This is a genomic window from Candidatus Hydrogenedens sp. (assembly GCA_035378955.1).
GTDB lineage: Bacteria > Hydrogenedentota > Hydrogenedentia > Hydrogenedentales > Hydrogenedentaceae > Hydrogenedens.
In genome coordinates, this window is record DAOSUS010000047.1 from 1 (window position 1) to 22,629 (window position 22,629).

Annotated in this window: 20 protein-coding genes; 9 read left to right on the forward strand and 11 right to left on the reverse strand. The window is 39.1% G+C overall.

From position 1 onward, the window contains the following. The 4 genes from PLA12_09880 to PLA12_09895 all read left to right on the forward strand — a co-directional run. The coding region (locus tag PLA12_09880) for a class I SAM-dependent methyltransferase (protein ID HOQ32808.1) at nt 1–345 on the forward strand (345 nt) is incomplete at its 5' end. 2 nt (nt 346–347) lie between these two features. After that, nucleotides 348–1,034 (forward strand): BsaWI family type II restriction enzyme, encoded by a 687-nt coding sequence (locus PLA12_09885; GenBank protein HOQ32809.1) that lies wholly within the window; start codon nt 348–350, stop codon nt 1,032–1,034. A gap of 13 nt (nt 1,035–1,047) precedes the next feature. Beyond that, complete coding sequence (locus PLA12_09890; GenBank protein ID HOQ32810.1) at nt 1,048–1,314, forward strand: hypothetical protein; 267 nt, start codon at nt 1,048–1,050, stop codon at nt 1,312–1,314. After that, nucleotides 1,289–1,999, forward strand: coding sequence for a DNA methyltransferase (locus tag PLA12_09895; protein ID HOQ32811.1), 711 nt, complete (start codon nt 1,289–1,291; stop codon nt 1,997–1,999). Before PLA12_09890 ends, PLA12_09895 begins: the two co-directional genes overlap by 26 nt. Nucleotides 2,000–2,224: 225 nt before the next feature. Here PLA12_09895 and PLA12_09900 read toward each other — a convergent pair whose 3' ends face one another. Together PLA12_09900 and PLA12_09905 are read right to left on the reverse strand one after the other, a co-directional pair. Continuing rightward, the gene (locus PLA12_09900) at nt 2,225–4,378 is read right to left on the reverse strand and encodes a right-handed parallel beta-helix repeat-containing protein (GenBank protein HOQ32812.1); all 2,154 of its coding nucleotides are present in this window, start codon (nt 4,376–4,378) and stop codon (nt 2,225–2,227) included. 104 nt (nt 4,379–4,482) lie between these two features. Continuing rightward, complete coding sequence (locus PLA12_09905; protein HOQ32813.1) at nt 4,483–5,406, reverse strand: NAD-dependent epimerase/dehydratase family protein; 924 nt, start codon at nt 5,404–5,406, stop codon at nt 4,483–4,485. 398 nt (nt 5,407–5,804) lie between these two features. Between PLA12_09905 and PLA12_09910 the strand changes: the two genes are divergently transcribed. The 4 genes from PLA12_09910 to cysC all read left to right on the forward strand — a co-directional run bounded on the left by PLA12_09910 (nt 5,805) and on the right by cysC (nt 12,076). After that, nucleotides 5,805–7,913: an acetate--CoA ligase family protein gene (locus tag PLA12_09910; protein ID HOQ32814.1), complete on the forward strand. Its 2,109-nt coding sequence runs from the start codon at nt 5,805–5,807 to the stop codon at nt 7,911–7,913. Continuing rightward, entirely contained in the window at nt 7,906–9,792 is a 1,887-nt protein-coding gene (locus PLA12_09915) for a GNAT family N-acetyltransferase (protein ID HOQ32815.1), read from the forward strand. Before PLA12_09910 ends, PLA12_09915 begins: the two co-directional genes overlap by 8 nt. Before the next feature lie 54 nt (nt 9,793–9,846). Further along, entirely contained in the window at nt 9,847–11,379 is a 1,533-nt protein-coding gene (locus PLA12_09920) for a glycine hydroxymethyltransferase (protein ID HOQ32816.1), read from the forward strand. Between the two features lie 85 nt (nt 11,380–11,464). Further along, the gene (gene cysC / locus PLA12_09925) at nt 11,465–12,076 is read left to right on the forward strand and encodes an adenylyl-sulfate kinase (protein ID HOQ32817.1); all 612 of its coding nucleotides are present in this window, start codon (nt 11,465–11,467) and stop codon (nt 12,074–12,076) included. Between the two features lie 13 nt (nt 12,077–12,089). Here cysC and PLA12_09930 read toward each other — a convergent pair whose 3' ends face one another. Beyond that, the gene (locus PLA12_09930) at nt 12,090–14,201 is read right to left on the reverse strand and encodes a RelA/SpoT family protein (GenBank protein HOQ32818.1); all 2,112 of its coding nucleotides are present in this window, start codon (nt 14,199–14,201) and stop codon (nt 12,090–12,092) included. Between the two features lie 137 nt (nt 14,202–14,338). Beyond that, a complete protein-coding gene (locus PLA12_09935; protein HOQ32819.1) occupies nt 14,339–15,217 on the reverse strand; it encodes a DUF72 domain-containing protein in 879 nt (292 codons plus the stop codon). 105 nt (nt 15,218–15,322) lie between these two features. On the opposite strand from PLA12_09935, the gene PLA12_09940 reads away from it, so the two are divergent. Further along, nucleotides 15,323–16,921 (forward strand): glycosyltransferase family 39 protein, encoded by a 1,599-nt coding sequence (locus tag PLA12_09940; GenBank protein HOQ32820.1) that lies wholly within the window; start codon nt 15,323–15,325, stop codon nt 16,919–16,921. Nucleotides 16,922–16,995: 74 nt separating this feature from the next. Here PLA12_09940 and dapA read toward each other — a convergent pair whose 3' ends face one another. From dapA to rpsF, 7 genes are all read right to left on the reverse strand, one after another. Next, a complete protein-coding gene (gene dapA, locus PLA12_09945; GenBank protein HOQ32821.1) occupies nt 16,996–17,865 on the reverse strand; it encodes a 4-hydroxy-tetrahydrodipicolinate synthase in 870 nt (289 codons plus the stop codon). Between the two features lie 24 nt (nt 17,866–17,889). Further along, nucleotides 17,890–19,347: a replicative DNA helicase gene (gene dnaB / locus PLA12_09950; GenBank protein HOQ32822.1), complete on the reverse strand. Its 1,458-nt coding sequence runs from the start codon at nt 19,345–19,347 to the stop codon at nt 17,890–17,892. 3 nt (nt 19,348–19,350) lie between these two features. Then, a complete protein-coding gene (rplI, locus tag PLA12_09955; GenBank protein ID HOQ32823.1) occupies nt 19,351–19,827 on the reverse strand; it encodes a 50S ribosomal protein L9 in 477 nt (158 codons plus the stop codon). A gap of 60 nt (nt 19,828–19,887) precedes the next feature. Continuing rightward, entirely contained in the window at nt 19,888–20,886 is a 999-nt protein-coding gene (locus PLA12_09960) for a DUF2232 domain-containing protein (protein HOQ32824.1), read from the reverse strand. 27 nt (nt 20,887–20,913) lie between these two features. After that, on the reverse strand, nt 20,914–21,156 hold the full coding sequence (gene rpsR, locus PLA12_09965; GenBank protein ID HOQ32825.1) for a 30S ribosomal protein S18: 243 nt from the start codon (nt 21,154–21,156) through the stop codon (nt 20,914–20,916). 126 nt (nt 21,157–21,282) lie between these two features. Beyond that, nucleotides 21,283–21,792: a single-stranded DNA-binding protein gene (gene ssb, locus PLA12_09970; GenBank protein ID HOQ32826.1), complete on the reverse strand. Its 510-nt coding sequence runs from the start codon at nt 21,790–21,792 to the stop codon at nt 21,283–21,285. Between the two features lie 24 nt (nt 21,793–21,816). Then, nucleotides 21,817–22,245 (reverse strand): 30S ribosomal protein S6, encoded by a 429-nt coding sequence (gene rpsF, locus PLA12_09975; protein HOQ32827.1) that lies wholly within the window; start codon nt 22,243–22,245, stop codon nt 21,817–21,819. Nucleotides 22,246–22,629 lie beyond the last annotated feature (384 nt).

The window sequence follows — 22,629 nt, forward strand, 5'->3', positions numbered from 1 at the left end:
AAAATGTCCAAAAAAAACAAAAAAATGGCAAAAGAAATCGAGGCTTTTTTTATTGATATGGAAGAAGTTTTTGACGAAAGTTTAAGAATATTAAAATCCGGCGGCAGATGTTGTTATGTTATTGGAAATACAAAACTGAATGGTATTGATATATTAAATGCGGAAGTTTTTGCTGAAAGTATGCAATACTCTGGTTTTAAATTCGATAGGCTAATAAAAAGAGAAATCCCAACTAAAATCCTTCCACAAAAAAGAGATGAAAAGACAGGCAGGTTTGCTCCCAGCCACGAAGCAAGCTTTGAAGCCTATCCTGTAGAATATATTGTTATTGGATTAAAGGAGTAAAGATGAAATTTGAAAATTTGAAAAACTTATATTTAGAAAAGAAAAAACGGTATGGTATAGAAACATATAAACATACCTCAGAATTATTAAGGGAGGCAAAAGAGATTCATAAACAGAACTGGTTGAAATATTCTACACCTAATGGAGACCACGAACAAAGTTGGCGAGCCTTCAAAGGAAAAAATTTAGAAAAATTAATTCAATATATTATCACAGATGAAGTCGAGAAATTAGGATTAAAAGTGGTTAATGGTAATCAGTTAGAAAGAAGCATGAATCTTTCAGAAGAGTTAAGTCAGGTAAAACGGAATTTGGCAATTAACTATGGAGAATTTGGTTTACATTTACCTGATGTAGATATAATCATATACAATCCAACGAATTATAGGGTGCTTGCTGTAATTTCGAGTAAGGTGACTTTAAGAGAGAGAATTGCCCAAACAGGATATTGGAAGTTTAAACTCCTTCAAGATGAAGTTACAAGGCATATCAAAGTGTATTTTATAACTCCCGATGAAGATGGTACATTAACATATAAGAAACCAACCAAGAAGGGTAGGGCAATAGTAGAAGTGGATTTAGATGGAAGTTATGTGTTAACTGAGGAAAAAATACAAGAGAGTAGCAAAGTTAAACTTTTCGAACATTTTATAGATGATTTAAAGAAATTGTTAAATAATGGGGAATAATAAGGGAAACAAAATGAACAGAAAACAAATTGGACAAGAATGGGAAAGGTTAAATCATGAACTTTTCGAAAACAGACCCGAAGTAAATGAACCTTATCCATCAGATATTATCAGAAGGAGAGAATTACTACTTTTTGCACAAGTGCATTTGGGCAATATTATGGAAGCCCAAAATAGGAACGATAAAGAAAAAGAAGATTTTGAAACTGAGATGTATCATATAACAATGTCAACTTATTACAATTGGGATAGCAATGAACACAGCAAATCTAAAAATTGAAACTACCACGCTTTGGGACTTTCCTACGCAAAATTATGGAGATAAACCACACGGGGACAATAAGTATCCTGGAGTTACACCTGCTTTTGTTATCTGGAATTTATTACAGAGATATACAAAAGAAGGGGACTTAGTAGTAGACCCTATGTGTGGCAGTGGAACCACTATAGATGTTTGTAAGGAAGAAAATAGAAATTGTATTGGTTTTGATATAGTCCCTTATAGAGATGATATAAAACAAGCAGATGCGAGAAAATTACCATTAGATAACGAACAAGTAGATTTTATCTTTATAGATTCTCCGTATTCAGACAACATAAGATATAATGACCATCCAGATAATATTGGAAATATATCTTGTGAGGACCCAAGATTTTTTGAAGAATTAGAAAAGGTGGCAAAAGAAATATATCGTGTTTTGAAACCAAAGAAATATGTTGCCTGGCTTATTGGGGACCAGGCAAAAAAAAAGAAATTTGTTCCAGTCGGATTTAAAATATATTCTATGTTAGAAAAATACTTTAAACCTGTGGATATTGTTTGTGTGACCAGACATAATCAGACATCAAATACCCCTCTTTGGCATGGGAGAGCAAGAAAATATAATTTTTATTTAAGAGGTTTCAAGTATCTAATAATAATGCAGAAGGTAAAAGAACGAAATATTAATGTAGAACAAGATTAGTATTAGTTTGAAAGAATGGCAGCCAACCCAAATTATCTTTGTTAAAATCCAAAATTTAGAAAATACAATGATATAAACTTATAAACGAAAGAGGGATTTAAGTTTTGGAATAAGTTGTAGACTTTCTATCTTTTCGATAAAATAAAATCGTTAGAGAAAACAAATGTCTAATTTTAGTTCAATGAAATGAGTATATTATTCCCATTTTTATTCTATTTTTACCTATTACTTCTTTCTGATGTTGTTGATGGTTTCCATTGGAATTACTTCTCTATATTTGTCTCTGTACAATCCGATTTGGGGGAAGGGGATGGGGTCGAAGTTGAAGTTTGAGGAGGTTAGTATGTTGTTGTTTATCTCGAAGTTGCCTTGGGCGGAGTGGGGGAATAGAGCATTGTCGGTGGTGGTCAGGTTGTTCTCGAAGATAATCTGGGATGTTTCCATTTTTCTCATCACTTCGTTGCATTTCCAGAATATGTTTCTTTGCACGGTATTTTTGTTTCGGTCTTCGTAGATATGTGCCATTTCGGGGTATCTTTGCACATAAAGGTTGTAATCTATATCGGGTTTGTTGAGTGCATCATTTACGGTGTTTTGCCATTCTTCTTCTGTGCAGGTTTGAAAGGTTACGCCGATAAAGCAGTCCGCAAAGATGTTATTCTCTATTATATTGTCTTTACCGCCGTTGACCTGAACTCCACCGAAAATACCGTCTTTGGCACATGCCTTGTAGAATATATTTCCGTAAATCTTCACACCGGATATGGGGTAATCCAGACGAACGCCTCCCTGTAAGGGTAATCCGGGTTTGTCCCAATTTCCGATGTGGTGCCAGTAGTTATAGCGATATATCATACCGCGATAAGTTGGGTTTCCGTAAGTATCCAATCCGCCCTGATCATCGGATTCCAAAACAACATCGCAAACTTCGTTGTATTCAACAATGATGTCATTGCCATCCATACGGAAGGCACTGCTCGGATTTTTATGCACAAAGTTATGGGAGACTACATGCCCAACTCCCTCTCCGTATACTGCCGGGTTATAAGTGTGGTCAACACGAGCCAGGTCGTAAAAGTAACAGTTATCTATCTTAAACCCACTCGGCGTCAAGGTTTTTCTGTCACCACCTCGCAGGAAGACGCCCCCTTTGCCCAGCGTTACGAAATCGCAAGATTGAACGCAATGGTTTTTCCCACCATCAATGGCAACTCCGTAACCGCCACTATGGGTAAAAGAGCAACCCAATATTCGAATATCCTCTCCCTCTGAAATCACAATTAAGTTTCCAGAACTCAACTTAAAATGTAATCCTTCAACATAGATATGGCTTGCATTTTCAAATACAAACATAGGTCCCTCAAACCATGAAAACTCTATCTGGGCTTTCTCCATAGGTGCTGGCGGATAAAAGTATAGGAGCATGTTTTGTCGGTCAAGATACCATTCGCCTGGCTGGTCTAATTCGCATAAAAGGTTGAGTGCATAAAATCTTGCTCCTGCCTTATATCCGTAAGCCGAGGCGGAATGAGCCAGTTTTATCTCTCTTTTATCTGGGTCAATCGCAGCCACATTTTCATAGGAATCCGACCAATCGTAATGCCAATATCCATGCAATAGTACATTAGGCTCTTTTGTCCAACTTGTAAGCGGGCAATTATCTGTTTTTATTTTAACATTTGTCATTGTAGAGAAGCCCGATAATCGCTCTGCTGTTTCTCCTTCAATTCCTGCGACATGAAGGAAACCGTCATTCGGATACTTTGCCAATGTCATAGCCTCTCCGTTGAAAAACACCTCCACATACGGAAAAGCAGTATGCCCTTTATAACCGCGGTCCTTCTGTCGTAATTCCAAACTTCCATGTCCACCCAATTTTAACGGAGGAAGTGACTTCAATCCATACTCTTTCAAATCTGCCACATAAAGTTTTTCTAATACTTCCTTCTTAATCCTATCGCGATAATTCCCTTCGCTTAATTTCTTGAAATTCTTTATTTGAATTCCACCGCTGATTGTGCTTTCCGTTTTGTTTTCTGCGGTAATAATAATTGGTTTTCCTTCTTCTCCGCTATGCTCTTTCTTAAAAACCACGCTATCGGATATTTTATATTCCCCTTTTCGTAGAACAATTTTAATGCCTTTTTCAGGAAGTTTATCGTTCTTTTTTAGCTCCTTTATATAACTAAGTGCATCTTGAAATGTATCAAAAAATGTCCCTTTATCAACCTCATTTTCGCTATCATTTATAGGTAAAACGCATATCATTTTTTGTGGGGGTATCTCATCGGCATGAGAGAGGTATCCGATTCCTGCGAATAAAAATGCACAAACCCCTAACATAAAAATACGAGCAAGGAAAAGAGATTTTCGATTCATAATTTACCCTTTATAAATTTGTATATGACAAATTTATAGTATCAACAGTCCCTCTTTCTCCGCAATTGTTTTCTTGTCTTCGAGATAAAGCGACTAATGACTTGCTAACTATTATCTCTTATAAATTCTACCGTTTGGATTAAGCCTGATTTAAGGTCTATTTGAGGTTGCCAGCCTAAAACTTTATATGCTTTATCGCCTGTAATGAAGATAGTTTGGACTTCTCCCGGTCGAAGCGGTGCCAATTCGGGTTCTTCGTTATAACCCACAGTATTTGCGATAATATCAAAAATTTCGCGAACTGTTGTTCCCTTCGCCGAACCTAAATTAACTGTTTCATTCACCCCTTTTCCCAGCCCTAACAAAAACGCTCGTGCTATATCTTTTACAAAAACATAATCGCGTTGAGGTGTGCCATAACCATATAAAACAGGCTTTTTCCCTTTTAACATAAGACCTGTAAGTATGGAGCATACGCCGGCTTCACCCTCCGGGCTTTGACGCGGTCCGTATACATTGGGTAAACGCAAAATAAGATAGTTTAACCCATGCAGTCGCTGGTATAAGCCTAAATAATGTTCAAAGGCTAATTTGCTTGTTCCGTAAGGGGACATCGGTTTGGGTAAATAAGTTTCTGGCACAGGCAAAACTTCCGATTCACCATATATGGCACCACCTGTAGATGAAAAAATGAATTTTTTTATGCCATATTTCACAGCACTATTAAGCAGATTAATCCCACCTAATATATTAACTGTTGCATCAAATATCGGGTCGGTTACGCTTTTTCGGACATCAATTTGAGCCGCTAAATGTGCTACGAAATCCGGACGAAATTCGTTAAATATCGTATCTATCTGCTCTGAACATATATCCATTTTGATAAATTTAGCCTTCAGATTTAAATTTTTCTGATTTCCCGAACTCAAGTTATCAAGGACAAGAACCTCATGATGATTTTCAAGCAATATATCAACAACATGCGAGCCAATAAATCCTGCTCCACCTGTAACAATCACTTTTGACATAAAAAATCCTTTCCTTTTGCTAAAATGCTGAATGGTGTGAGATTTAGATAATACCAAAAATAATAGGTTGTTTTCATGGAACATAATGCCCTTAGAATAATGGCATATATGACATAAGGATTGATATTTTTTCATTCGTGGTTATTTGTTTAATTTGTGGCAATATCCAATCCTTTATCCTAAAAAATAAGTGTTACCTATGTCTTATGTTTTTTCATTATTTGAAAGTGTAATTTAAAGTTTATTTGTGATAATTCGGGATATGGAAATAGGAATAGGAAAAGGAATATAATATTATACAAATTCCAATTTTTCTATAATTCTTGGAATGTCATTTTTGTTCCCGGTGTGCAAACAAAATAATAAAAATTACTTTTTAATTATATTAGGGATTTTTTATGCTTGAAACACTTATAAGACCTAAAAGTATTGCAGTAATCGGGGCATCGAGGACCCCGGGTAAAGTAGGATATTCCATATTAAGTAATTTAATTTCGTCCGGTTATGAAGGGAAGGTTATACCTGTAAATCCTTCCGCAGATGAGATTTTAGGTTTGAAATGTTATAAAACGCCCAAAGATGCAGGTATTCCTGTTGATTTCACTATTATTGTGGTTCCTAACAAATTGGTTAAATCGGCGTTGGAAGAATCCCATCAAGCAGGGGCCAAATCTGTTTGTGTTATTACGGCAGGTTTTAAGGAGGTTGGCCCCGAAGGTGCTTTATTAGAGAAAGAAATTGCTCAATATTGCAAAGAGCATCGAATGAGATTGTTAGGTCCGAACTGTTTGGGGATAATCAATACAGAAAATAAAATGAATGCTTCCTTTGCTACGCAAATGCCCCGAAAAGGTTCTATCTCTGTAATTTCACAATCCGGTGCTTTATGCACAGCCATACTGGACTGGTCTGTAGGGCGTGGGGTAGGTTTGGCTAAATTGATTAGCATTGGAAATAAGGCAGATATATCCGAAATTGATTTGTTACAGATGTTAGGAGAAGATGAACAGACGAAGGTTATTGCTTGTTATCTGGAAAATATTGTTCGGGGTGAAGAATTTATAAAGATTGCGGAACAAGTAGCCTCTATAAAACCTGTAGTCATTTTGAAAGTAGGGACAACACAAGCGGGTAGTCGAGCGGCTTCATCGCATACGGGTAGTCTTGCAGGAGAAGATATTGCTTATGGTGCGGCATTTCGTAGGGCGGGGGTTATTCGAGCGGAGACATTTGAATCTTTATTTGACTATGCTTCTGCGTTAGCAATGCAACCTTTACCTAAGGGAAATCGTGTTGCGGTAATAACAAATGCAGGTGGTCCGGGTATTATGGCGGCGGATGCCGTGGAAAATTCGGGTTTACAGGTGAAACCGTTGCAAAGTGAAATATCCTCAGCACTAAAACAAAAATTACCTCCCGCCGCGAGTGTTGCCAATCCGATTGATGTGTTAGGGGATGCCGACCCGGAACGCTATGCGATGGCTCTAAATGCGGCACTGGATGACGATACGATTGATTCGGTTATTGTTATATTAACTCCACAAGCCATGACCCAGCCTGCAGAAACAGCCAGAGCCATTATCAAAAATTTGAGGGGGAATAAGCCTGTATTAGCGGCGTTTATGGGTGGGGCGGATGTTATGCCTGCACGAGATGAATTGGTTTTAGCGAATTTGCCGGATTATCCATCGCCAGAACGGGCGGTGTATGCCTTAAAAGCCATGTGTGATTATTCTGCATGGAGACGCAGACCACCACGGGTTGTAATGCGTTTCCCTGTGAATCGTCGAAGGATAGAACGGATTATTCGTCGTCAAATGCGAGAAGGTAGCACCTTCATCAACGAAGTAGATGCTAAAGAGATTTTGCGGGCTTATGATTTTTATGTTCCACCGGGGGCATTGGCTCGGACAGATGAAGAAGCGGTGACCATTGCAGACCGAATTGGCTATCCTGTGGCAATGAAAATTGTTTCGCCGGATATTATTCATAAATCGGATATAGGCGGTGTCCGTCTGAATTTGTCCAATCCTGCTCAGGTGCGTGATGCCTTTGACTTAATGATGCTTCGTGTAACCCGCAAAATGCCGAATGCAAAAATTCAGGGTGTCTATGTAGAGAAGATGGCAAAACAAGGACGAGAGGTAATTTTAGGGATGCATCGAGACCCACAATTTGGACCTATGTTGATGTTCGGATTGGGAGGTATTTTTGTAGAGGTGATGAAGGATGTGAGTTTCTACCTTGCTCCTATAACAGAGGAAGAAGCCTTACAGATGCTTGTGGGAACTCGTTCTTATACTCTATTAAAAGGAACCCGTGGACAATCAGCCGTAGATGTCCACGCTATAGCCCAGGCTCTACAAAAGATGAGCCAATTAGCCACAGAATTTCCCGGTATCCATGAAATTGATATTAACCCGTTTATTGTTAGCGAAGTAGGAACTCCACCGACAGTAGCGGATGCCCGAATGATATTAGGAGGTCTTAATATAAGCCATGAGTAATACAATAAAAAATGAAATGGGTTTTGACCCGAATTGGAAAGAAAAATATTCAGATATGGTAGTAACCCCTAAAGAAGCGGTGCTGCGTATTCAGCCAGGTTTCCGCGTGTTTATCGGCACAGGTTGCGCCCAGCCTCAGCGTTTGGTAGATGCACTGGTTGCAAGGCATGCAGACCTGGCAGATATAGAGATTGTGCATTTGCTGACTTTAGGTGATGCTCCATACGCACAGAAAGACCTGATTAATCATTTTACCGTAAACAGTTTCTTCATTGCCCAGAATGTCCGCCATATTATTCAGGAAGGATTGGGGGGATATACCCCTATATTTTTATCCGATATTCCTCGTTTATTTGAGACGGGGCAATTACCGTTAGATGCGGCACTTATTCAAGTTTCTCCACCGGATGAAGATGGTATGTGCAGTTTGGGGATTTCTGTAGATATTGTGAAAAGTGCAGCGGAAAATTCACGACTGGTTATTGCGGAAGTAAACCCACAAATGCCCAGAACGATGGGTGATTGTTTTATACATGTGCATGATATAGATTATCTTGTCCCTGTAGATGAACCGCTAATTGAATTTCCCTTAGCCGAGCCGGACGATGTTACCCGTGAGATTGGGCAATATATTGCAGGTTTAATAGAAGATGGAGCAACTCTGGAATTGGGAATAGGGCGTATCCCACAAGCAGTACTTGAGTTTTTGGGTGATAAAAAAGATTTGGGAATACACACCGAAATGTTAACGGATTCGATTATAGAACCGATAGAGAAAGGGATTATTAATGGCAAACGGAAAACTTTAGACCGCGGTAAAATCGTTGCCAGTTTTGCCATGGGGACGAAGCGACTTTATGAATATTTGAATAACAATCCCATATTTTCCTTCTATCCGACAGAATATGTGAACGACCCGTTTATTATTTCTCAGCAAAACAAGATGGTGGCGATTAATATTGCTCTGGAAGTAGATTTAACAGGGCAGGTGTGTGCTGATTCCATGGGGTCTAAATTTTACTCGGGTATAGGTGGACAGGTAGATTTTAATCGTGGAGCCGCTCGTTCTAACGGAGGTAAAGCTATTATTGCTTTGCCTTCTACCGCACACAATGGCGAGGTATCGCGAATTGTTTGTCATTTGAGTGAGGGTGCCGGGGTTGTAACGACCCGAGGCGATGTCCATTATGTTATCACCGAATATGGTGTAGCCTACTTACATGGGAAAAATGTTCAGGAGCGTGCTCTGGCTCTTATCAGTATTGCTCATCCAAAATTCCGTGAAAAATTGCTGATGGAAGCAATAGAATCAAAATACATTCGTCCTGAACTTACAGACTTTAAGAATAAGATTGTAATAGGTCCGAGAGACATCCGCACTACTTATATTTGTGATGATGGAACTTCTGTAACGATTCGTGCCATACATCCAACGGATGAACCGCGTATCCGCGAATTGTTCTACTCCTTATCACAGGAATCTTTATACAAACGGTTTATGAGCCGTATGAAATGGGTTCCTCGTAAGCAGGTGCAGGAATTTGTGTATATTGACCATCGTAATGAAGTATCTATTGTAGCAACGGTTCCTGACCCGGATGGAGAGGAAATTGTAGCGATGGGTGGTTATTATTTGAATCCGAAAACGAATCGTGCCGAGGTAGCCTTTGTTGTTCAGGATGAATGGCAAAATCGAGGGATTGGGTCATTCCTTTTCCGACACTTAATCAACATAGCCCGTCGCAATGGTATTGCAGGGTTTACCGCAGAGGTGTTACGAGAAAACAAGCCTATGCAGGCGGTGTTTGAACGGAGTGGTCTAAAGGTGGAATCGCAACTCCATGAAGGAGTTTACAGTTATATCATGAATTTTGAATAATATAGGATATATTATTTCAATATACATATAATCTCTTTATTTAAGGAGCCGTTCATGATACATCCATCTATTATTGAGTATATTGGTTCTACTCCGCCGGATAAATTGGATTCAGGATTTTTAGGTTACTTATGTAATCTGGCAGAAGTAGCAAAAGTATCACCACAGGTAGCTGCAGGGATAGTGCAGGAGTTGATAGACCAGCGGAGTAACTTGAAATTAATAGCAAGTGAAAACTATTGCTCCTTATCAACCCAGTTTGCCATGGCGAATTTATTAACCGATAAATATGCGGAAGGAATTCCCTACCAACGGTTTTATGAGGGTTGTGGCAATGTAGATATAATTGAGGCGGTTGCTTGTGAACAGGCGAAAAAACTTTTTAATGCAGAGCATGCGTATGTCCAACCTCACAGTGGTGCCGATGCAAATTTGGTGGCATATTGGGCTATATTGTCTGCGCGAATTGAGGCACCAGAGCTGGAACAATTGGATATAAAAGACCCTTCGAAAGTTACGCAGGAACAGTGGCAAAAAATTCGTGAAAAGATGGGTAACCAAAGACTGTTAGGAATGGATTATTATTCTGGTGGACATCTCACTCATGGTTACCGACGGAATATTTCGGGAAAGATGTTCGATGCTTATTCTTATACAGTCCGTCGAGATACGGGGCTTCTGGATTATGCAGAAATAGAGAAGATGGCAAAGGAAATAAAACCGCTTATTCTACTGGCGGGTTATAGTGCCTACCCGCGTAAAATTAATTTTGCATGTTTGCGAGAAATAGCCGATAAGGTAGGTGCCGTGCTGATGGTGGATATGGCTCATTTTGCTGGACTGGTGGCAGGAAAGGTTTTTCAAGGGGAATATGACCCGGTGGCACATGCACATATTGTTACATCCACAACTCATAAAACTCTGCGTGGCCCCCGAGGTGGAATTATACTTTGTAAGAAAGAATTCGCTGAATTTGTAGATAAAGGTTGTCCATTAGTTTTAGGAGGTCCTTTGCCCCATGTTCTTGCTGCCAAAGCAATTGCCTTTACAGAGGCGAACCGTCCTGAGTTTTGCGATTATGCACGACAAATTGTTCGTAATGCTCAAATACTTGCAGAATCTCTGAAAAACGAAGGATTGATTGTTGCCACAGGTGGAACAGATAATCATTTAATGTTACTCAATGTTCAGGAAAGTCATGGCTTAACTGGCAGACAAGCCGCAGGGGCGTTAAGAGCCTGTGGAATTACGCTAAACTTCAATTCCTTGCCCTTTGACCCCAACGGACCTTTAATCACAAGTGGACTTCGATTAGGAACTCCTGCCGTAACTACTTTGGGTATGGGTGGTATAGAAATGAAGGAAATAGCATCTATCATTAAAAATGTTTTAGATGCTACAAAACCAGAAATTCTGAGTGAAGGAGCTAATGCCGGCAAACCGTCCAAGAGAAATTTTGTGTTAGATGCCTCTGTTCAGAAGCAGCAAAAAGCAAGGGTGTTGGAATTATTACAACAGTATCCTGTGTATCCAAATCTGGATTTAGACCTTATTGAGAAGTATTTCCTGCCACAGGAAGCCAAATAGTTTCTATAGGCAAGTAATTTGTAAAAAGAGAAACGATTAGTGATAATCGTTTCTCATATAACATAAAAGATGAAGGAAAGGTATTGTGGAAGAAGTTGTAAAAGCAACCAATATTACATGGCATCAAGGCGATATTAAACGGGAAGACCGTGAAAGGGCTAACGGACATCAGGGAGCCGTAGTCTGGTTTACAGGGCTTTCTGCTTCGGGAAAATCAACTCTTGCCCATGCTCTGGAAAATGCACTATTTGAAAAAGGGTGTAAAACCTATGTTTTAGATGGGGATAATATACGGCATGGCTTAAATAAGGATTTAGGCTTTTCCCCTCAGGATAGAGAAGAAAATATTCGCCGCATTGGTGAAGTAGCTAAATTATTTGCGGATGCCGGACTTATTGTTCTGACAGCGTTTATTTCTCCCTATCGTAGTGACCGTGAAAAGGCTCGTAAACTGAATCCCAAAAATTTTATTGAAGTGTATGTCAAGTGTGATATTGATATATGCGAACAGCGAGACCCCAAAGGTCTTTACAAAAAAGCCAAGGCAGGTGAGATTCCGGAGTTTACAGGCATATCAGCCCCGTATGAAGAACCCGAAAATCCAGAGATTGTAATCGATACAGGACAATGCACTGTAGAACAAGCCGTTAACTTTTTACTTACATATCTCAATCAACAGGGAATTATTTCATCGTAAAAGACAAAGAACTTTATTTTGTTTTTCGGTAGACTTCTAAGACGCCGTCAATAGAGCGAATGGAACGCATAAGTAAATCAAAGGACTTCGGATTTCCTGAAAAAACGGATTTTTGGGTAAATTCAAATTTAATCAAGCCTTTGCGTAAAAATTTGTAGTGAGCGGAGATTACCGGTACTTTATTATCTATTAATAATGAAGTTATTTCCTGAATAACGGTAGAGGAGGGACGGGCTAATACCTGTACAGTAATTTGAGCAATGTTATCAATTTCCCATCGTGCCTTATGTATTCGTGAAGGGTCGCGATAAACACTGTTAAATACTCTACAGTCCTTTTTGTGAACGGTAATAGTTCCTTTTAATGTGGAGTAGCCTACCACATCATCACCGGGTAGAGGATTGCAACAGCGGCTAAAATGAACAGTGATATTTTTTTGTCCATCAATACAGATACTTAAATGTCTCTCTTTTTCAAATTCTGTATTATCGCCGAGATATTCAATTTTTGTTAATGCCGATAGGTCAGGAAAGAGGGAATTGCCTGTATTAACATTTCCGAGATGTTCCTCTTTCTTCTCTTCTTTTCGAGGAGGTGTTTCCTCTTTCCCTTCTTCTTCCTCTTTGGGTAGAATTCCCTTTTCACGGAGGTGATGCCGAATTTTATTTCGAGCTTTCCCGATAGTAATGATTTTCAACCAGTCCAAATGGGGTTCTTGTTTGGGAGAGGTTAGAATTTCGACACGGTCGCCTGTAGTAAGTCGGGTTGTGATAGGGACATATTTATCATTTACACGGGCTCCGATACAATGGTGCCCTATTTCTGTATGAATTGAGTATGCGAAGTCCAGCACAGTTGCATTTGCAGGTAGTTCAAACACATCCCCTTTGGGAGTATATACATAAATTTCTGATATTTTCAGGTCGTCTTGTATATCCTGTGCGGTAATTGTTGTTCCCCCGGGAGCAGATAGTTCTGAAACCATAGAACGAAGCCATTCAATCCGTTTTTGCATCAGGGAATCATCTACAGCACCACCTTCTTTATAGAACCAGTGAGCCGCAATTCCAAATTCTGCTTCCTGGTCCATTTCTTCTGTTCGAATTTGTATTTCCAGAGGATATTTTTTGGGTATAAAAACAGTGGTATGTAGAGAACGGTAGCCGTTACTTCTGGGTTTGCGGATATTATCACGGAACCGTTCCGGTATTAGATTCCCTAAACGATGGGCTATATCTAATACGCGATAACATTCTTCTACTGTATTAACAACAATCCGTATCGCATAAAGGTCCATTATCCGTTCTAACGGAATTTGCTGCCTTTGCATTTTTAAATAAATACTATATAAATGTTTAGGTCTCCCTAAAATACGAGCCTGAATGCCAATGTTTTGAAGTTCGTTTTTGAGATAGGCAATGATATTTTTGATTTCATTTTCGCGTTCATCTTTTTTCCTTGCAATACGGGAGGCAAGGCATTTGTATTCTGTGGGAAGTAGGACTTTAAAAGCGAGGTCTTCTAATTCCATTTTCCAGCGATAAATTCCTAAACGGTGGGCTATAGGTGCATATATATTGAGTGTTTCGCGAGAGATTCGCTCCTGCGATTCCTGGGGTAGATATTTTATGGTTCTCATATTGTGGAGACGGTCTGCTAATTTTACCAGTAAGGCACGAACATCTTTAACGCCTATAAGGAAAAGTTTGCGGAGGGTTTCCAATTTTCGCAGGTCTTCATTTTCTTTCACGGTTGCCTTCATTTGTTGCTTTGATACTTTGGTAACCCCTTCGACAATCTGGAGAACATCTTTCCCTACTTCTTTTTCAAGAAGTTCTCGGGGGACTTGCCTGTCTTCTATAACATCATGCAGAAGCCCTGCCATAATGGTCATGGCATCAAGTTTAATTTTAGCCAACAACCGCGCTACTTCTATAGGATGAATAATGTAAGGTTCACCGGAAGCCCGTTCCTGTCTCTGATGTGCCCATACCGCTAACTCGAATGCTTTTCGAACCTGAACAATACCTTCCGCACTTACCCCGTTGTCATGCAAGATTTGCACTAATTGAAGAAACTGTCGTTCTATATCTATCGGTATAATAAACGACCTACTATTAATCATATCAATCCTTTACTATTTATTATATCAAAAACAAGAAGAAGGGCTGTCTTTATTCGTAATTTATATAATTCTCACGGGTTTATTTATTAAAACGAAATGGGTAGTTATGATAAAGAGAATCTATTCGAAGGGGTAGATTATTTTGGGTTTGTTATAACCCGTTGGAGTTCGTAGGGTAGTGGGGTATCCACGGAATACCCCAATTTTTTTCGGAGTTGTACAGCATTAATCAGGGCTTTACCCGCAAAATGATTGTTCATCAATACAAAGATGCGTTGTGCTTTGTTTCGCATTTTCTGAATGCGTTCTATCCATGGTTCTAATTCCGATTCCGAATAAAGATAGTTATATCTTTCATCACGATTGGATTTTTCTGAAAACCAGTTTTTTATATTTCTTCCATGAAAACGTACATAAGCAAAATCTGTGGTAACTTCTTCTGTGGGAGGTAGACAGTGAGGGTCTGGTAGAGGTTGGTCTATATTACAAAAGGCAATCCCTCTTTCGCGGAAAGATTCTAAAGTTTGAGGGTGCCACCAGGATTTATGCCGAAATTCAACACATAAAGGTAAAGGGGTGAAAATGTTTGTTAATTCTGCCAAATATTTCCTGTTTTCCGTAGTGCGATGAAATCGCTGAGGAAACTGAATAAGTAAGCAACCTAATTTATTGGCTTCTGCGATAGGTTCGATAGAGTTAATAAAAAGTTTTACATCTTCAAGGTCTATATTTCTTTTATCCTCATGCGTAAATCGTTTCCAGATTTTAACGGTAAATAAAAACGAAGGTTTATCAATAACCTGTTCTACCCAGGGTAGCACTCTTATTGCAGGTAGGGGATGATAATGGGTAACATTTACTTCAATACAGTTTATCCATTGGGAAAGGTATCGTATTGGATGGAGATTTAAGGTTTGATTTTCTGAATATACGGTATTTTTCCAATCTTTATATGCCCAGCCAGACACACCTATATAACAAGGACAGGGTTTTATTGGTGTTGAGGTTGTGGACATATCTGAATAACTTTTTTATTTTGATTTTGCGATATTCTTATAGGTAAATTATACCTAATAATAGAATAAGAATAACGAAACCATTCCCCTATTAAAGTCAAATATATGGTGCGAACTGAAGAAGAAAAGAAGCAAGAGCAACTGGAAAAGTTTAAAAAGAAAGTTATGGAGTATGTTTTCTGGATAGTTTTACTACCTATGGGAATCATACTCCGATTATTCCATTTAGGTTCGTTAAGTCTCTGGTATGATGAATGTGCCTCTATCGAGTTAAGCAAACTGGTAGATTGGAAAGGTTCATTTCTTTCGCCTCTATTAAATAATGAACCGCCGATAAATCCCTTAATTACTTTTTTCTGGGGTAAAATATTGGATAGTATTCGTTTCTGGGAACGGTATTCTGTGTGGGATGATTTTGCATGGCGGTTGTTACCCTGTTTTTGGAGTATTTTAACCATTATTGTTTTTTATCAGGTGGCGAAACGGATTTTAGACCGACCGTTTACGATTCTCGTCGCTACTTTCCTTTTTGTTATTTCTCCCTTTCAGATTTACTATGCTCAAGAATTGCGTATTTATTCCTTTTATGTATTGTTGAATCTTTTAAGTCTATTTTTTCTTCTCCGTATTTTATCTAATAATCTTTGGAAAGACTGGTTAGGACTGGGAGTGACTTTTGTTCTGTTGATGTATTCTCACTATTTTAGTGTCTGGTCAATTTTTTTAACAAATATATTCCTTTTAATATTAATGGGTTTGGGTAGGCGGGATTTGTTTCGCAAATGGTTCTGGACAAATTTCATAGCAGGAATACTCATCTTACCCGCGTTATACCTTGCCTGGTATTTTCACGAGATAGTGTCTAATATCCGTTATGTGTGGTATCCCAATCCAACGATAAAAACAGGTTTGATAACATGGAAGAATTTTTTTGCGGGTTATACCCCGAATAGTAGTGTTTACTGGTCTTTATTTATTCTATCTCTGCTTCTTTTCTTGTGGGGATTATGGTCCTATCGAAGACAACCTGAAAATGGGCTCTATGTTTTTTTGATGAGTTTGTTGCCCATATTTGCTAATGTATTCTTTTGGGGAGCACGTCATTTTTCATTTTATGAGCATAGGTTATTTATCTTTTCAGGAGTGGTAGCTTTATTTGCAATTGCACAGGGTATCCATGGGATAAAATTTTATCCGACGCGATTTTTAATCTTAATCATGTTTGGTTTACTTACTGCTATGTGTCTTAAAGATTACTATCAGTTGAAACTACATCCTAACGAGATGCATCGTTTGGGGGTTTATGATAAAGTGGATTTCCGTAGTTCCGCCGATTGGATTCGCAAGAATTATCAGGAAGGGGATATTGTAATTTATCCCAGCCATTTTATGGCTCCATCCATGAGGCACTATCTGGAAGGATATCCTCAATGCCGAGTAGGTATGAGTGCTATTGATGTGCAGGTGCATATAGATACTTTTGGAAATGCGACCTTACTTGCTTATCATGGATTATTGCCTGTGCCCATAGAACAAGTTGCAAAAAAGTATCAGCGTTTATGGTTTCTGGAAACACACGGCTTGACATTTGAGTATAAACCCCATACCGAACCTCTGCGGAAATATCTTGATGAAAAATGGAATAGGATAGATGTTGTATCATATTGGGGGTTAAGTATTACTCTTTACCAACGGAAATCCTGATTTGAAAAGAGTTTCTCCTACTTGGATAGACGCAGATTATTTCTGCCATATAAAAATTTGGGAACGATATAAAGTTAGATAAGATGTAACTTTTGGAGAACATGTTCTAATCGTTTGTATTGGGGTTCACTCATCGGGACTAAAGGTAGTCGCAATATGTTTTTAATCATTCCCATCCTTGCTAATGCGGCTTTTACAGGCATTGGATTGGTTTCATAAAATAATGCTTTGAAGAGAGGCATTAGCCGATAATGAATTTTTTGTGCTTCCGTGTAATTTTCTTCCAGGGCCAGAGTGCACATGCGGGCAACATCGGCCGGGGCGATATTTGCGGCTACGGATATAACACCTGTTGCACCGATGGACATCATGGGAAGGGTTAAACTGTCATCACCCGATAATACGGTAATATCACAAAGGGAAAGAATTTGGGATACCTGGTCAACACTACCGCAGGCTTCTTTAATACAAACGATATTGGGGAATTTGTTGAGTTCTGCGATTGTCTCCGGTTCTAATTTGATACCGGTTCTACTGGGAACATTATAAAGGACGATGGGAATATCTATCTCTTCTGCGATTTTTTTGTAGTGAGCAATCAATCCTGCCTGGGTAGGTTTGTTATAGTAAGGGGTGATTAACAAAGCCCCATCACAACCAAATTCTTTCGCACAACGGGTAAGTTCTAAGGCTTCCATTGTGTTATTGGAACCTGTGCCGGCAATGATAGGTAGCCGACCTGCAACGCGTTCTACAACAAAACGGATACATTCCTTTTGTTCCTCGTGTGAGAGTGTAGCCGCTTCACCTGTGCAACCACACGGAACCAAGCCATGCGTTCCTTGTTCAATATGAAAATCTACTAACCTTCCATAGGCATCGAAATCAACTTCGTAGTTATCTTTGAACGGTGTTACTAAAGCAACCCATGAACCTTTGAACATAGTTTTCTCCTTTATATTTGATTATTATTTTCTATAAAAGACGTCTTCCTCTTCCTCATCGGATATTGTAGAGGAAGAGGGTTCGTCTTCAATAAAATGACCTATTTCTAAAAATAGTTGATGTCTGCGATGGAAAGACAAATCAATAATTCCTGTGGGACCGTTTCTTTGTTTGGCTATTTTTAAGTGAACATTTAGTGGGTCTTTTATCTGGGGTTCTTCTTTTTCTTTTTTCCTGTCTTGGTATAACATAAGAACGACATCAGCGTCCTGTTCGATGGCTCCGGATTCCCGCAGATGTGAAAGTTTGGGCTCAGCAGACTCTTTTTCTGCCTCACGACTTAATTGGCACAATGTAAGAATGGGGACTTTTAATTCGCGTGCCAGACCTTTAATTTGCCTTGATATTTCCGCGATTTCTACCTGCCGACTTTCACTCCGTCGGTGAACACTCATTAATTGGAGATAGTCTAAGATAATTAGTTTTACTTCTGGATTTGAATATAAATGCTTTCGTGCTTTTGAGCGAAGTTCGATAACATTAATGCTGGGTGTATCATCAATGAAAATAGGCAAATCACATATTCGGCCGCTGGTTTCTACAATATCGGCTATAATCTTTTTGCCAGCAAAAGCCTTTCTCATTATTTGCCCATCAATTTTGCCTTCCATACAAATAAGTCTTTGAAGAAGTAGTTCTTTCGACATTTCCAGACTGAAAATAAGCACGCCCCCTTCTCCTGTTTTCGCCACATTCCGAGCGATATTAAGGGCGAAAGCTGTTTTTCCAACAGAAGGTCGTGCTGCAAGAACAATCATTTCCGAAGGCTGAAGTCCGCACAGTTTTTCATCCAGTGTTTGAAAACCTGTGGGTATCCCAGTTAGCACTTCTCCATTTTTTATTCGTTCTTCCAAATTCTCTACAAAAGTTTCGATAAAATCCTTTAATTTGTAAATGGGATTTGTCCTTCTCTGCATTGCAACTGTAAATAGGTTGCTTTCTGCTTCATCGGCGAGTTCTTTGAAAGGGGTCTGTCCTTCATAAGTTTTGTTAATAGTTTCACTACATATCTCGATAAGTTTTCGTTTTAAGGCATTTTCAATAACAATATTTGCATAGTAGCCTATGTTAGCAGCTGTTGCCACAGCACTGGATAGTTCTGTTAGATAGGAGATACCGCCTACATTTGATAGTAATTTTTTAGTTTCAAGATTGCCTGCGACTGCCTGAAGGTCAGGTTTGTTCTGTGTTGTATGATAAATTTCATACATGGCTTCAAAAATAGTTTGGTGCGGTCCATAATAAAAGATGTTTTCGGTATTATAATTAAATATTTCAAGAACTTTGGGGAATGTTTCAGGGTCCAAAAAGATAGCCCCTAAAACGGCGCGTTCCGACTCAATGGATTGTGGCGGTTCGCGCTCAAAATATGTAGCAGGCGATTTTGCCTTCGAGCTATCTTTTTTGCGGGAAGTCGCCATGTGTTAGTTATCTGAATTCTCCGTGTTATTTTCATCCGTAAGTTGACTGACCCAAACTTTTACTTCTGCCATAACACCACTTCCTAATTTCACAGGGACTGAAAAGATACCCAGTGTTTTAATAGGCTCTTCCAGAAGAATTTGTTTGCGGTCGATCTTAAAATCCCTTTTCTGTAATTCTTCTGCAATCATAGCGGAAGTTACAGAACCAAATAGTTTTTCTTCATCGCCCGCACGCATTTTAAATTCAATAGTGATTGCATTGAGTTTCGTTGCAACCGATTCCATTTCTGCTTTCCGTTGGGCTTCACGCCGTTGAATGATTTCAAGGTGATAACGGATTTCCGCTGCGGAAGCCGATTGGATGGATACTGCAAGTTTACGAGGAATCAAAAAATTGCGTGCGTAACCATCGGAAACATTAACGGTTTCTCCGACCTTACCTAATTTTTCAATGTCTTTGCATAGAATCACTTTCATCGTTTATTCTCCTGACCTTTCTTGTTTAATTATATTTTTATTATTGTTTTTATTGCGAGTTTAACTGTTTGTTGCCGGATATAGCCGATTGTAAAGCCGTAAGAGTGAAAGCCGAAATTCCCACCATGTATCGAAAAAACCAAACAATGCAAGGATGGGAAAAGTCCACACTCCGAAAACAAAAAGAACAATTACCAGTGTTAATATAATGTTCCAGTGAAATAGAATAGCACAAAAAGTAAGGATACTTAGCCCATTAAGCCAGTAAATAAAACTCAAAATTACAGCCGTGTTCCGCGAAACAATACGGAGCCATTCTCCTACATTGTAATGCTGGTCATATATCAAGATGATTGCCGTTAAAATAGCCAACCACACTAAGTAGTCCGGTGGTCGAACATGGGAAAAACTTCCTAATTGAGGATTTTCCCAGTAATGAATACCGTCTTCAGTTGGCATAATTTTTAACCGAGCAATCATCCAACCCATAATGATAAGGGCTGTAATTAAACTTTGACCAAATAATAACCCAATGTGAAAATCTTCCCAATGATAATCAAGATATTTTAATCCTTCAATAAAATTTTTATTGATTTCTTCTGAATTGCTAATCTCCTGTTCCTTGCTCAGATTATTTATTTCTGCGATACGAGCGTTAATGGAAATGGTTATATCCTTACGCAAATCGTTCCAAAAATACATGGTAAGGGCTGTCCCCGAGATGAATAGGAAAGCAGTTACCAGAAGGAGACAGCGAGACCAGGAATATTTCCTTAAAGCAGACCCTACAGAAACGGGTAATAAAATACCTGCCAGAAAAGTTGCTGTCCACATCAGAAGATTTTCAGTGGTTAATGGGAGGGACTCCATAAAGGCGCCCAACGCAAATCCCGGAATAAGGGATAAGCAAAGAAGGGCTGTGCGGAACCAGGAATTTCGTGCTGTTGTCAGACCAATGGCGACGACCGTAACCAGGGGAAGCAGAATAAAAACTCCTTCCCCTGTTAGGTAGGCTGTAATCAAAATCAGAAACAATATTTTCGTCAGCACATTGGACATAAGCAACTATTACAAATTAGGTATTGACTATTCTGCTACGAAAGGAAGCAATGCAATCTGTCGGGCTAATTTAATTGCCTTAGTAAGCATGTGCTGTTGTTTTGCTGTGGCACCGGTAATTCGACGGGGTATTATTTTACCGCGCTCGGTTATATAATGCCGTAGCAAGTTCGTATCCTTATAGTCAATATATACTATTCGTTCTATGGTTAGCCTGCTTGTCTTTTTTCTGAAGATTCTCTTCTTCTTTCTTCTCTTTAATCGTTTCATCCGAATTTTTGATTTTGCTTTTGCGGAAATGTGTGCCATAAGACATTATTCCTTTTTTAAATATAGGTTAAAAGTTTTATTTGTTTCTATAGGTTGGTAATGTTCGATTGTTTTCCTGAAATGAAATCAGAACGGGACATCGTCTTCCGACACAGGAAAATTATCATCCGGGTAACTTTCCCCGGGATATGAAGTTTCTTTCCCTTGATTAGGATAATTGTTCGTATTGGGAATAGGTCTTTCATTTTGGGGAATATTTCCCTGTCCTGAATTCCCTGACGAATTTGCTCCCCAATCAAGAGGTTGGATATTCCTCGCAACAATTTCGAAGCGAGACCTGCGTTGATTGGTTGTGGGGTCATCCCATTCATCCTGTCGAAGCCGACCTTCTACGAGAACCGGTCTCCCTTTACGGAGATATTTATAGACATAATCCGCCTGACTGTCCCAGGATACTACAGAAATATAGATGGCTTCCTCTCGGGTTTCTCCATCTTTACCTTTGAATCGGCGGTTATTTGCCATTGTAAATCTTGTTACTGTTCTTCCACTGGGGGTAGAGCGGATTTCCGGGTCTCTTACAAGTCTGCCGGCAATCAGAACAATGTTTAGATCAGGAACGCGAATATCTGCCATAGTTAGCTGTTCCTATGTTAAAGTTTATTCCTCGTCCTCCTCTTCCTCTGCAATACTTGTAGGAATGGGGGCAAGATTTTCATCTTTATCTGATTGTTGGTCGTAGCCGGCTTCTAATTCCTGGCGACGCTGTGCCTGTTCTGCTTCCAATCGGAGCGTTTTTTCATCAAAGTAAACGACGATGTAGCGAATAATTTGTTCGCTGAGGCGGAAATAATTTTCCAGTCGCGCTATGAAGTTGGGGGAGGATTGGAAGCGTATCAGGATATAGATACCCTCCGAAAATTTCTTGACTTTATAAGCCAATCTCCGCCGACCCCATACTTCGGAGCGCACAATAACCCCTCCGCTCTTTGTGACCAAATTCTCGGTCTCGCGGGCTATTGCCTGGATGTTATCGTCTTCCACTTCTGGACTGACGATAAACAGCGCTTCGTAAGTTCGTAATGACATATTTTACTCCTCATTACGGTTTGGGTTTAATTTATTGGCGTTTAGAAACTTTTATTATATCAAAAACACATCTTTTGAACAAACTGGGAAATCCCCGGGAGGAACAAAAAAAATACTGTTCAGGTGTAATAAAATCACTTATGGGATATAAGTAACAGATTTATAGTTCCTTTCCTGTAGAGGATATATCTTATCATGTAGGAATATAGAAAATAAAAAGATATCTTATGCTATGAATTTACGAATATAAAACGAATTTTCTTTCATCCATTCTTATTTGTTTTCTATTTGTGTATTTGTGGTATTTTCCTTTTGAGGTAGAGATAGATGAAACAATTTGTCGCGGTAGATGAGCAGGATACTGAGGGAGGACAGAGGGATGAT

What these genes read in the sequence shown, in the direction of transcription:
- PLA12_09915 (HOQ32815.1), top strand. Translation starts at nt 7,906, where the DNA reads ATGAGTAATACAATAAAAAATGAAATGGGTTTTGACCCGAATTGGAAA.
- PLA12_09930 (HOQ32818.1), bottom strand. Translation starts at nt 14,201, where the DNA reads ATGATTAATAGTAGGTCGTTTATTATACCGATAGATATAGAACGACAG.
- dnaB (HOQ32822.1), bottom strand. Translation starts at nt 19,347, where the DNA reads ATGGCGACTTCCCGCAAAAAAGATAGCTCGAAGGCAAAATCGCCTGCT.
- PLA12_09940 (HOQ32820.1), top strand. Translation starts at nt 15,323, where the DNA reads ATGGTGCGAACTGAAGAAGAAAAGAAGCAAGAGCAACTGGAAAAGTTT.
- PLA12_09895 (HOQ32811.1), top strand. Translation starts at nt 1,289, where the DNA reads ATGAACACAGCAAATCTAAAAATTGAAACTACCACGCTTTGGGACTTT.
- rpsF (HOQ32827.1), bottom strand. Translation starts at nt 22,245, where the DNA reads ATGTCATTACGAACTTACGAAGCGCTGTTTATCGTCAGTCCAGAAGTG.
- PLA12_09920 (HOQ32816.1), top strand. Translation starts at nt 9,847, where the DNA reads ATGATACATCCATCTATTATTGAGTATATTGGTTCTACTCCGCCGGAT.
- PLA12_09900 (HOQ32812.1), bottom strand. Translation starts at nt 4,378, where the DNA reads ATGAATCGAAAATCTCTTTTCCTTGCTCGTATTTTTATGTTAGGGGTT.
- dapA (HOQ32821.1), bottom strand. Translation starts at nt 17,865, where the DNA reads ATGTTCAAAGGTTCATGGGTTGCTTTAGTAACACCGTTCAAAGATAAC.
- PLA12_09890 (HOQ32810.1), top strand. Translation starts at nt 1,048, where the DNA reads ATGAACAGAAAACAAATTGGACAAGAATGGGAAAGGTTAAATCATGAA.
- PLA12_09910 (HOQ32814.1), top strand. Translation starts at nt 5,805, where the DNA reads ATGCTTGAAACACTTATAAGACCTAAAAGTATTGCAGTAATCGGGGCA.
- PLA12_09935 (HOQ32819.1), bottom strand. Translation starts at nt 15,217, where the DNA reads ATGTCCACAACCTCAACACCAATAAAACCCTGTCCTTGTTATATAGGT.
- PLA12_09905 (HOQ32813.1), bottom strand. Translation starts at nt 5,406, where the DNA reads ATGTCAAAAGTGATTGTTACAGGTGGAGCAGGATTTATTGGCTCGCAT.
- rpsR (HOQ32825.1), bottom strand. Translation starts at nt 21,156, where the DNA reads ATGAAACGATTAAAGAGAAGAAAGAAGAAGAGAATCTTCAGAAAAAAG.
- rplI (HOQ32823.1), bottom strand. Translation starts at nt 19,827, where the DNA reads ATGAAAGTGATTCTATGCAAAGACATTGAAAAATTAGGTAAGGTCGGA.
- ssb (HOQ32826.1), bottom strand. Translation starts at nt 21,792, where the DNA reads ATGGCAGATATTCGCGTTCCTGATCTAAACATTGTTCTGATTGCCGGC.
- PLA12_09960 (HOQ32824.1), bottom strand. Translation starts at nt 20,886, where the DNA reads ATGTCCAATGTGCTGACGAAAATATTGTTTCTGATTTTGATTACAGCC.
- PLA12_09885 (HOQ32809.1), top strand. Translation starts at nt 348, where the DNA reads ATGAAATTTGAAAATTTGAAAAACTTATATTTAGAAAAGAAAAAACGG.